This window comes from Veillonella sp. CAG:933, from assembly GCF_000431435.1.
GTDB lineage: Bacteria > Bacillota > Negativicutes > Veillonellales > Veillonellaceae > Veillonella_A.
Genome location: NZ_HF986194.1, coordinates 1 through 10925, shown reverse-complemented (window position 1 = coordinate 10925; position 10925 = coordinate 1). Strand labels below are relative to the sequence as shown.

Annotated in this window: 10 protein-coding genes, 1 tRNA gene and 2 riboswitches; of the genes, 5 read left to right on the top strand and 6 right to left on the bottom strand. The window is 43.1% G+C overall.

The window, feature by feature from the left end; all coding sequences use genetic code 11:
* Window positions 1-69: 69 nt before the first annotated feature.
* The 6 genes from QZL64_RS05995 to QZL64_RS05970 form a co-directional block, all read right to left on the bottom strand.
* Window positions 70-900 carry a MetQ/NlpA family ABC transporter substrate-binding protein gene (locus QZL64_RS05995; RefSeq protein ID WP_021841099.1) on the bottom strand — a complete coding sequence of 277 codons (831 nt, stop codon included), beginning with the start codon at window positions 898-900 and terminating at the stop codon, window positions 70-72.
* A gap of 115 nt (window positions 901-1015) precedes the next feature.
* Window positions 1016-1107, bottom strand: a riboswitch (SAM riboswitch).
* Window positions 1108-1173: 66 nt separating this feature from the next.
* Entirely contained in the window at window positions 1174-2007 is an 834-nt protein-coding gene (locus QZL64_RS05990; RefSeq protein WP_021841098.1) for a MetQ/NlpA family ABC transporter substrate-binding protein, read from the bottom strand.
* A gap of 151 nt (window positions 2008-2158) precedes the next feature.
* Window positions 2159-2250, bottom strand: a riboswitch (SAM riboswitch).
* Between the two features lie 280 nt (window positions 2251-2530).
* Window positions 2531-3874, bottom strand: a complete 1344-nt coding sequence (locus QZL64_RS05985) for an esterase-like activity of phytase family protein (RefSeq protein ID WP_021841097.1) — start codon at window positions 3872-3874, stop codon at window positions 2531-2533.
* A gap of 201 nt (window positions 3875-4075) precedes the next feature.
* Window positions 4076-4166: transfer RNA gene (locus tag QZL64_RS05980), tRNA-Ser, on the bottom strand.
* Window positions 4167-4317: 151 nt separating this feature from the next.
* On the bottom strand, window positions 4318-4809 hold the full coding sequence (locus QZL64_RS05975; RefSeq protein ID WP_295225448.1) for a helix-turn-helix domain-containing protein: 492 nt from the start codon (window positions 4807-4809) through the stop codon (window positions 4318-4320).
* Between the two features lie 229 nt (window positions 4810-5038).
* On the bottom strand, window positions 5039-5824 hold the full coding sequence (locus tag QZL64_RS05970) for a carbon-nitrogen family hydrolase (RefSeq protein WP_021841095.1): 786 nt from the start codon (window positions 5822-5824) through the stop codon (window positions 5039-5041).
* A 201-nt stretch (window positions 5825-6025) separates the two neighbouring features.
* Here QZL64_RS05970 and QZL64_RS05965 point away from each other — a divergent pair, with 201 nt between their 5' ends.
* The 5 genes from QZL64_RS05965 (at window position 6026) to QZL64_RS05945 (ending at window position 10791) form a co-directional block, all read left to right on the top strand.
* Window positions 6026-6838 (top strand): polysaccharide deacetylase family protein, encoded by an 813-nt coding sequence (locus QZL64_RS05965; protein ID WP_021841094.1) that lies wholly within the window; start codon window positions 6026-6028, stop codon window positions 6836-6838.
* Window positions 6839-6854: 16 nt separating this feature from the next.
* Window positions 6855-7802 (top strand): phosphodiester glycosidase family protein, encoded by a 948-nt coding sequence (locus tag QZL64_RS05960; protein ID WP_021841093.1) that lies wholly within the window; start codon window positions 6855-6857, stop codon window positions 7800-7802.
* 8 nt (window positions 7803-7810) lie between these two features.
* Window positions 7811-8719: a hypothetical protein gene (locus tag QZL64_RS05955; RefSeq protein WP_021841092.1), complete on the top strand. Its 909-nt coding sequence runs from the start codon at window positions 7811-7813 to the stop codon at window positions 8717-8719.
* Window positions 8720-8832: 113 nt separating this feature from the next.
* Window positions 8833-9156 (top strand): hypothetical protein, encoded by a 324-nt coding sequence (locus tag QZL64_RS05950; protein WP_021841091.1) that lies wholly within the window; start codon window positions 8833-8835, stop codon window positions 9154-9156.
* A gap of 228 nt (window positions 9157-9384) precedes the next feature.
* Window positions 9385-10791, top strand: a complete 1407-nt coding sequence (locus QZL64_RS05945; protein WP_226974523.1) for a pyruvate carboxylase subunit B — start codon at window positions 9385-9387, stop codon at window positions 10789-10791.
* The last annotated feature ends 134 nt before the right edge of the window (window positions 10792-10925 follow it).

Sequence of the window (10925 nt, the reverse complement as noted above, 5' to 3'; positions counted from 1 at the left end):
ATGAGAAGCACTTCAGCGGGCTTTTAGTTGTTAGTTGTATTTGTTGTTGTTTTTAAATTATCTTACGATTTAGAAAGCAGGTAAGATAGCGCCTTTGTATTTATCTTCGATGAATTTTTTAACTTCAGGAGATTGTAAGGCTTTCATTAATTTCTGGATTTCAGGACGATTTTCGTCGCCTTTGCGTACCGCTACGATGTTAGCATATGGAGAATCTTTATCTTCTAAGTATAAAGCACCTTTAAGAGGATCAAGACCGGCTTCCAAAGCGTAGTTAGTGTTGATAACGGCGATAGCTACATCATCCAAGCTGCGTGGCAATTGAGCGGCTTCGAGTTCTACGAATTCAAGATTCTTAGGGTTGGAAGCGATATCGGCTTTGGTAGCATAAATGTTGTTAGGATCTTTCAAAGTGATGAGACCGGCTTTTTGTAATAAGATAAGGGCACGGCCGCCATTACTTGGGTCATTCGGAATCGCTACTTTAGAGCCGTTAGGCAAGTTAGCTTCCAAGTTTTTGTCGGTAATGGTTTTGGAGTAAACGCCCATTGGTTCAACATGAACTTTACCGGCGGATACTAAGTCCATTTTATGTTCGCTGATGAATTTTTCAAGATATGGCACGTGCTGGAAGAAGTTGGCATCCAATTCTTTGTCGTTAAGAGCCATATTAGGTTTTACATAATCGGTAAATTCTACAACTTTAAGTTCAATGCCTTCTTTTTCCAATAACGGTTTAGCTTGTTCCAAAATTTCCGCATGTGGAACAGGGGTTGCACCAACCGTAATGACTGTTTTACCGGATGTTCCGGCGGATGCGTTGTTGTCGCTGCCACAACCGGCCAAAAGTAAGGCACTCCCCAAAATAGCAGCAGCTGCTAACGAAAATAATTTTTTCATGTCTCTACCTCCTCAAAATAGAAAAACTGCACGAAATGTATCGGAATAAAAAAGGCGGCTCGGTAAAACCGAGTNNNNAAAGGCGGCTCGGTAAAACCGAGTCGCCTACATTTACTTCGTATCTCTCGGTATATACCGCAGGATTTAGCACCATCGAATGGTTGCCGGATTTCACAGGGCCAGTCCCTCCATCACTCTCGATAACAGTCCGTATTTAATTCTTTCGTTAGTATAGCATGAGGGGACAAAATTGTAAAGAGAAAAGAAATAAAATTAGAATGCCGGTAAGATAGAACCTTTGTATTTTTCTTCAATAAACTGTTTGGTGTCAGGAGAGTGAAGGGCTTCTACCAATTTTTTAATCTCTGGGCGATTTTCATCTCCAGGACGAACGGCAATTAAATTAGCATACGGCGAATCTTTGGAATCTAAGAACAACGCATCGGCTAACGGATTTAAATTAGCACCTAAGGCATAGTTGGCATTAATAGCGGCAATATCTACGTCATCAAGGGTTCTAGGTGTTTGAGCCGCTTCGACTTCAATAATATCTAAGTTCTTAGGATTGGCAACGATATCCAATTTGGTGGAATAAATATTATTAGGGTCTTTTAACGTAATGAGACCGGCTTGTTGTAATAACTGTAAAGCACGTCCCGTGTTGGTCGGGTCATTAGGAATAGCCACTTTACCCCCGTTTGGTACGGCTTCTTGTAAGTTTTTGTCTTTGATTTTATTGGAGTATAAGCCCATCGGTTCGATATGTACGGCACCGGCAGACACAAATTTCATATTATGTTCTTCTTCAAACTTTTTCATGAATGGGATATGTTGATAGAAGTTGGCATCGATTTCTTTGTCATTTAAAGCCAAGTTAGGTTTGATGTAGTCGCTGAATTCGATAATTTTAAGGTCTACCCCTTCTTTGGCCAATTTGTCTTTTACATGTTCCAGAATTTCAGCGTGTGGAACCGGTGAAGCACCTACGGTTAAGGTTACTTTTTTGTCAGAACCGGCCGCGGCATTGCCTTGATCAGTGCCACATCCCGCGAGTAGTAGGGCGCTGCCTAATACGAAAGTAGCAGCTACGGATAAAAACTTCTTCATGTTAATACTCTCCTTTTGTCTCAAATACTATAATAAAAATAATATAACAAAAATTGAAATTCATGGTTATCCTGTATCCCCAAATACAAAATAGTAAGCGATGGGTAATAAAAAAACGATGCCCTTGTATTCCCAAGTCATCGTTACTTTGTTGTTATCTCTCGGGACATGCCGCAGGATTTAGCACCATCGAATGGTTGCCGGATTTCATAGGGCCAGTCCCTCCATCACTCTTGATAATATCGCTATTGAATTTCTTGAGGCTGATTATAGCATGAGTAAATCACACTTGTAAAGTAGGAAATTTAAAATTTTCTATTTTTTTGAAAAATACAGATGTTTTGTCATGCTGGTAAGATCAATGAAAGTCTCGTTGTACACGTTTGGAGTTAAGTTCCGTAATAAAATATCAGGGGCAAACAAAAAGAGCAACAACGAGGAATTGTTGCTCTTTTTGCTTAAATTGTAGGTATTGAAAAGATTCTACGTACCAAAGCTTTTGAGGTTGATTGAGGTTAGGGTATTATAAAGCGTTTGGCAATGTGAAGAACCAGATCTGGCTTTGTTGTTCAGCCGGAGCGTTTTGTTTCAAGCTGATAGTTACATCATGAGGTGCTTTGTCTTCGTCATAAATCATAACTTGTTTGTCAGCATCGTAGGTGTAATCATCTACTTCAGCATCTGCTACCGCTTTGTCTTCTACGTTGATGTCTATACCGAAGTCGTTGTCGTTAACAACTACGATAGTTTTGCGGTCTGGCATGAGAGCTAGACCTTCGGCTTTTTCAATATCCCAGCCCTGAGCGCGTAAGTCGAGTACGAGCTCTTTCTTAGCCGGTACGATTTGACCGTCTAAAAGACCGAGTTCGAGGTCACCGTTGTTAGGAATGGCGGTAGCACCGTTAAGGTCTACTTTGTAGATAAGATTCTGCATTTTGCCGTTTTGTTTGCCTTGTTCGATCATGAGGAACTGGCCGTTGCCGATAGACGTAATATCGCCGATTTTGGCAGCGCCGGTGTTTTTATAACCGGTGTCTACAGGGTAAGCATACATAGTAGTAGCTTTCGTTGTAGGATCGAGTTCAACGATGCGGATATATTTAGCTGTTTTGGCTGTTTTGCCGTCGATGTTCATCGGGCTTTGGATAAAGGCGAATACATGGCCGTTTTCATCGACCGTAACGCCTTCACTGCCGCGATTTGGAACACGGTTAGCTAAAATGGTAGGAAGGCCCTGGCCGGGACCGTATTTTTCAAGGATATTGCCTTTTTTATCGACTTTGGCTACGAATGGACCGTATTCGTCACTAATCCAGAAGTTGCCGTCTTTGTCGAGGGAAATACCTTCCGTATCAAGACCGTTTACGTCAGTGCCCAAGTTATTCATGTTGAAGTCTAAAGCCACTTCGTTAGTGGAACCGGTGAGGCCGGATGGAACCGGTTTGCCGGAGATGGCTTTACCGTTTACTTTGAGCGGAATGGATTTGATGATGTCCGCACGATCTTTGGCGGGATCCACTTTGATGATACCGATGCTTGGTGTGAAATCAGGGGTAGGGAAGAACTTCCCGGACATTTTTTTACCGTTTTTCACATAGGTTGGAATGTCGCCGTTAGGACCGCGGTCGGTGATGGCATAGAATTCAATCGTGCCGTCTTTGTTGATGGATTTCAAAGCAAGGGCGGAGCCGTAACCGGGGTTGATTTTGTGGTTAAAAACAGTTTCGTTGCCGGCATAAGGCAACTGGAATTTGTCTGCGTTAACGATGTAGGACGTTGTTTGAACGCCGTCAGCCGCAAAGCCAAGGCCTCCCATAGTTGTAAGCGTCATACCTAGGGCGAGTAAGCATTTCCATTGTTTTTTCATTGTTATCATGCACCTCCAGAAAATTATGCAGTTCGCATATGTAAGCTGATTATATCAAGAGATTATCAATGAATGGTAATGGAAACGTAAGGAGTATGTAAAAAATAAGGAGTGGTTATATATAAAAAAGTTGATGTAAAGTAGAATGCGAGTAGACATAAAAAAAGCACTGCCTGACTAATCAGACAGCGCTTTTAGCTCTGGCGGAGAGAGAGGGATTTGAACCCTCGGTACGGTATCACCGCACACATGATTTCCAATCATGCTCCTTAAGCCGCTCGGACACCTCTCCACGTCGTGTAACGTACTTTAATAGTATAAGGGAAAGTAAATAACTTGTCAATCACGAAAATAAAAAATTACGAAGATTTTTGTACAGGGCTTAGGGTAGCATATTAGTTGTTAATGGAACATCCTATAAGAATTCACTCTGCTATGAGGAGTTAGGAATAGCTGTGAATTTTCAGTCGATAGTAAGCAAAGTAGACATCTTCTTTTGAAAAATCAAATAAATCTTTTAGTGTCACGTCCAGCACATTGGCGAGGGTAAGCAAGATATCAAGTGTTACGCCTTCAATTTGATAGCCTCGTTCCAGTTTTGAAATATAACTGACACTGATTCCGGTTTTCTTGGCTAAATCTTTTTGCAACCAGCCTTTTTCTTTGCGCAAATAGGCAATTTTATACCCTAAACAATTGAATAGAGCATTGCCCCGCGGAATACCATCGTCAGGCATTTCTACGTGCATTGGCGAGACAAATAACGGCGCAAAAGCCAAGGCTTCCGCACGATTCTCCAAGCCGAATCTCGCTTTGCGTGCCAATATTCTTCGCTCTGTTCGTCTTTGAAAGCGCATCACGCCTTCATCTTCGGCTACTTGTGAATTTGTAAATTCCGGTGTAACATACTTTTGGTCTTTATCTTTTGGACTCACCACATACGCCTCCCCGTTGTGGTATATTCTAAGCAGAACCCTATGGATAGTCGTTGCTACGCGGCTGATTCATAATTTAGTTTAAGGCTAGAATATAAACATCATAAAAAATGTATAATTCATAATAATGTCTTTATCATACGCTTTAATTATTTGTTTGTCTAACAGTTTTTGGTTCTAATGGCGGGATAATTATGCTTATTATGTCTATGACTGTCATCGTTTACCCTTAATACAATTCCGGACGTCTATCTCTAAACACGTTAATCTTATTCCGAATCTCTTGAATGACACTCAGATCAATGGTGCCGATGGCGATTTCTTCATCCTTACCGAGATGGAGGATTTCTTCGCCCCACGGATCGAGGAGTAAGGAGTTGCCGGCTGCTTCCACTTTGCCGATGAAACCGGATGAGTTCACCGCGCATAAGAACATCTGGTTTTCAATGGCGCGAACGGTGTTTAAAAGTTCCCAATGACGAAGGCGCAAGGTAGGCCATTCGGCAGGTATGAAGAATACATCGACTCCTTCGAGCGTCGTTTTACGAATGATTTCCGGGAAGCGGATGTCATAGCAAATGACGCTGGAGCAAGGAATATCATCGAGGAAGAAGCGGTGCGTATGGTCGCCCCCTTCAAAGTACTGATCTTCTTTGGCCGGGAAGAAGCCGTGGATTTTATCGAATTCGGAAATGACATTGCCTTTACGGTCTACCACGTAGGTTGTGTTGTACACTTTATCATCACGTAAGGTGGCTACGGAGCCGCCCACAATATTCACATCGTGCTTTTTGGCAAGATCGCTCAGCATAGTTTGGGTGCGGTCACCGTTTTTGTCGGCCTCCTGAGGAAGTTTTTCGGTCATCTTAAACCCGGTGTTCCATGTTTCGGGGAGGACAATAATATCCGGTTTTTGCTGTGCGGCTGTTTCAATTAACTCCGTGGCGTGGGCGTAGTTCTGTTCCACTTCGCCGGCGGCGATATTCATTTGCACAAGGGCGATTTTCTTTTTCACAAGAGAGGACTCCTTTCGTTTTTTCAAAAAATAAAACTTCATCTGAGTCTATTGCTATAATGTTATATTTATTATTCGAATCTACTTCAAGTATAGGAGTCGATTTGATTCGGTGTCAATAGGCATAGGACAATTCTTTATGATATAATATAAAGTGCATAAATGTTTTTAGAAGACAATTGAATAAGTAGGAGGCTTATAATGAAACGTTTCATAATAGTCTTGGGATTGATGTGGGGCCTTATGATGTTAATCGCCGGTTGTGCGGCGGACACCAAAGAACCGGCTCCGGAAGCAGCTAAACCGGCTGCGGTTAAGACAGAAACGACGGTGGCTACAGCGGTACCTAAAGGAATTCCGGTACTCATGTATCACAAAGTGGGACCTGATGAAGACAATGATGCGGTAATTCGCGAGGATTTATTCCGCGCCCAAATGAAATTATTGCACGATAAAGGGTTCAACCCGATTACGATGGAACAATTAAATGACTACGTCCGTAACGGTAAAGCGATGCCGGTTAAACCGGTGGTACTCACCTTTGATGACGGCTATGCCGATACCTACAGCATCGTGTATCCGGTGCTCAAAGAATACGGCTTCGCCGCGACGGTATTTGTAAATCCCGGCGATGTGGGGACCCGTTTGACGTGGGAACAAATTAAAGAAATGCAAAAAGGCGGCGTTACCATTGCCAGTCACGGCTATGATCATGTGCGCATGAACGAACTTTCGAAGAGTGAACAGCTTGATAATATTGTCAAAGCTCAAAAAGCTCTTAAAGACCAATTGGGTATCGACAATAAGTGGTTCTGCTACCCTTATGGGCGCCAGGAAGAGTATACTCAAAAAGCGGCCGAAGATAACGGTATTTTGCTCGCTGTAACTATGAATCCGGGTTGGGTTCACCACGGTGATAATCCGTATGCCTTGCAGCGCATCTGGATAGGTAATGCAGTGGATTTGAAGCATTTTGAAGAGCGTATTACCACGGAGGATTACACCGATTTATAATAGATAGGAGTAAAGGATGAAACGATTTTTTAGCAGAGGGTGGGTAAAATTTATACTCGTCATGTTTATTTTTACCGCTGTCACATCACCGATTGTGGTGCTGTTTGGCCCTTTTGATAATCTGAAACGAACCGTTGTGGGGGCGATTATGCGTTCGCGTCATCCACAGTACATTACTTGGTTGTTTAATCAAGACGAAATCAACATGATTCTCGGGACGGTGGGCACCGTGCGGAGTCAGGATTTATTTAAGTTTAAAGCACGTGAAGATACGACGCTCAAAATGCGCCGCATTGAGTCTACGCGTTATGTGGGTTACGTTCTTGAAATTCCGGATCCTCGTCGCGTGAAGGTGGCAACGGCCAAAAACATTCAGGAAAAAGGGGAGACCGTAAGTAATATTGCCAAGGATAATGATGCGGTAGCCGCTATTAATGCAGGCGGTTTCCACGATCCGAACGGTACCGGTACGGGCCGTTTGCCATATGGCTTTATTATGCAGGATGGCAATTATGTTATCGGTAAGGACGTAGGGCCCGATGAAGCAGTTGATTTTGTCGGTTTTACGAAGCAAGGCAACTTAATCGCCGGTACCTATACTAAGACGGAATTGGCTGACATGGATGCGGCTGAAGGGATTACCTTCGGACCGCCGCTTATTGTGGATGGTCAAAAGATGATTACCGACGGTGACGGCGGTTGGGGCATCGGCCCGCGTACGGCTATCGGTCAGAAAAAAGACGGCACGGTGGTTTTCCTCGTTATCGATGGACGCCAACCGGGCTATTCCACGGGGGCAACGCTACGTGATGTGCAGGATGTGCTTTACGAAGAGGGCTGCTATATTGCGGCGAACCTTGATGGCGGGTCCAGTACGACCTTGTATTATAACGGCAAAGTTGTTAATAAACCGGCCGATTTATTGGGCGAACGGATGATTCCGACGGCCTTTATTGTTGAATAGGAGGGGCTATGGCATCGTTTGGTAAAATAATGACAGCTTTTGCACTGGGCTTGGCCTTGCAGGGTGGCATCTATTACTACTTAGATCAAATTTACTTCGCCCCGACTACGGATTTTGAAGTAACGGCCAGTGATGGTCAGGAAAAAGACGGCAACTTCCCTGAAGTGGACGGGAATAAATATTATTCCGAAGGTCATAAGTATATGGCGGTAGTAACTCAGGATTCCGTTAAAGTGTACAAGTCCGGTGAAAAAACACCGACCAATATTGATTTAAAAGGTCGTTCGGTAAGCTATTTCGAATGGTTACCGGATCGCGATTTGGCGATTATGGGTCTTTACGGCGGGGCCTCCGATAATGTGGTATTGGCCCGTTTTGACCCGGAAAGTCCGGAACATGAAGTGGATACCACCATGGAAGATTTGCCGGCCGACAGTAAAATCGTGGATGCCGCTTTCTCCACGGCTACCAACGTAGTATACATGAAGATTAAAGTGGCCGATAATGCGTACCGCATTTATCGTACCGACGCGAACTATGATACGCGCCGTGTTTATATGCAGGCATCCAATATCGGGCGTATCGCCGTTTTCTATGACGAAGATATTTTCTTCTATGATAATGTACGTACCGGTGACGTATTTATGTTTGACGGCACGGAAGGGGGCTGGCGTGTTATTAATCCGCCGGGCCGCTATCGCTTGATCGGTGTGGATAAAGACAAAGATATTTACATCGCCAAGGTGGATGAGGATGATAAGGCCTTATCTGTCATGGAAGGGCGCCTCGGCGTTGGATTTGAAACGGTAGATACTTTTGCTACGCCGCAGGATTTAAAAGATATTACGGTCGCATCGATTCAGAAGACGATTGAAGATAAACGGTCGTCCGGCACCGGTAGTGACAATAAAAAGTAATAAATAAGCATAAACAGACTTTTGGTGTTAATTATGAGGTTTATGCATAGGTAAGAGAAAAAGGTCTGCTACAGCAGGCCTTTTCTCGTTTTAATAGTGAAAGGAAGAGTATTATGGCTAAAATTAAAATTCAAAAAGGCTTGAGCGATGCTGATATGTTTAAGAATGTGAAGGAAGAAGAAACCTTCGAAACGGCTATGCTTAAAGGGGAAGCGGCAGCCCGTCGTCCGGCACCGCTTCGCAAATCGCCGGCCAATAGTCAGGAAGCCTTCTATCGTGAGTTTTTAACTGAGAAAGTGGAAACCCAAATCGGTAAGCTCTTGTTAGATATCAAGATGGAATACTTTAAGGACGGTTATGGTAATTTCTCTATTCAAGTTAAAAAAGATGGCCGTAATATTGTGATTGAAACAGCTCCTAAAAAAATAAATAATTAATATAAATATATATTTATGAGTAATCGGTATTGTAAATATGTTGACAAAGAAAGTCATTAGTAGTCTAATAGATATGTGAGACGAATACAGAGACTGCCCTGAGGTAGACAGCAGGTATTCGTCATAAGCGTAATTTTAGAGGATATGGATTGTTAACATCTGTAAAATGTGGAAGGTTTTATGGAGTGGCAGAGAACAATTCATCTCGACAGTGAAGGAGAAGGAGTTATGAAAGCGAAAAAAGTAAGAATCATGGAAACCGTCCTCCGCGATGGTCATCAGTCCATTTTGGCAACTCGTATGCGTACCAGCCAGATGTTGCCTGTATTGGAAAAATTGGATGCGGTAGGTTATGAAGCATTGGAATGTTGGGGCGGCGCAACATTTGACAGCTGCCTTCGTTTCTTGGACGAAGATCCATGGCAACGTCTTCGCACGTTAAAAGCTCATCTTAAAAATACTCCATTGCAGATGTTGTTACGTGGCCAGAACTTATTGGGCTACAAACACTATGCTGATGATGTAGTAGAAGCATTCGTTAAAAAAGCTAAAGAAAACGGTATCGATCGTATCCGTATTTTCGATGCTTTGAACGACCCTCGCAACATGGAAGCTGCTATTAAAGCAGGTAAAAAAGCAGGCGTTCATGTACAAGGTACTATGGTTTACACTATCAGCCCTGTACACACCAACCAGATGTTCGTTGATGTAGCCAAAGAATTGAAAGAAATGGGCATGGATTCTTTATGTATTAAAGATATGTCCGGTTTGTTGGCTCCATACGATGCAGTATCCTTGATTCAGGATCTTAAAAAAGCATTGGGCGACGACATGATGATCGACTTACACAGTCACTTCACTTGCGGTCTTGCCAGCGCTACTTACTTAAAAGCAGTTGAAGCCGGTGTTGACGTAATCGATACAGCTTTAAGCCCATTCGGTCATGCAACTTCCCAGCCTGCAACTGAAAGTATCGTTGAAATGTTCCGCGGTACTGAATATGACACCGGTTTGGATTTAGCCGCTCTTCGTGAATTGGCTGAATACTTCCGTGGCGTTCGCAAAGAAATCGCCGATGAATTCGGTATTACTCCGGCTCATGAAGTATTACCTGAAGTTCGTCATTACCAGATTCCTGGCGGCATGTTGTCCAACACTCAGAACCAGCTTCGTGAAATGGGCATGGCTGACAAATTCTTTGATGTTATGAACGAAATGCCTAAAGTTCGTGCCGAACTCGGTTACCCTCCATTGGTAACTCCTACCAGCCAGATCGTTGGTACTATGGCTATGATGAACGTTAACTTTATGGCAAACGGAATGGAACGTTACACTATGACTCCTAGCGAAGTTAAAGACTTGGTACGCGGCAAATATGGTCGTTTACCTGCTCCTATCAGCGAAGATATTCGTAAGAAAATCATCGGTGACGAAGAACCTACTACTTGCCGTCCAGCTGATCTTATCCAACCTGAATTGGAAATGTACCGTCAGAAATTGGGTGAACTTGGTTACCAGAATTTCACTGATGAAGACGTATTGTCCTATGCTATGTTCCCAGAAGTAGCTTTACAGTTCTTCGAAAAACACAGCAAACAAGTTATTCTTAAAGAAATCGACCTTCCACGCGAATAATTTGTACCATTGAACGTAGCTGACTTCGGTCAGTAAAATAAATAACCATGTTGCTTAAAGACCGTGCTGTTGGTACGGAGCCTTGAGTAACATGGTTATTTTAATTAGAGTTATAGGACAAAAAGTGTGTGTAA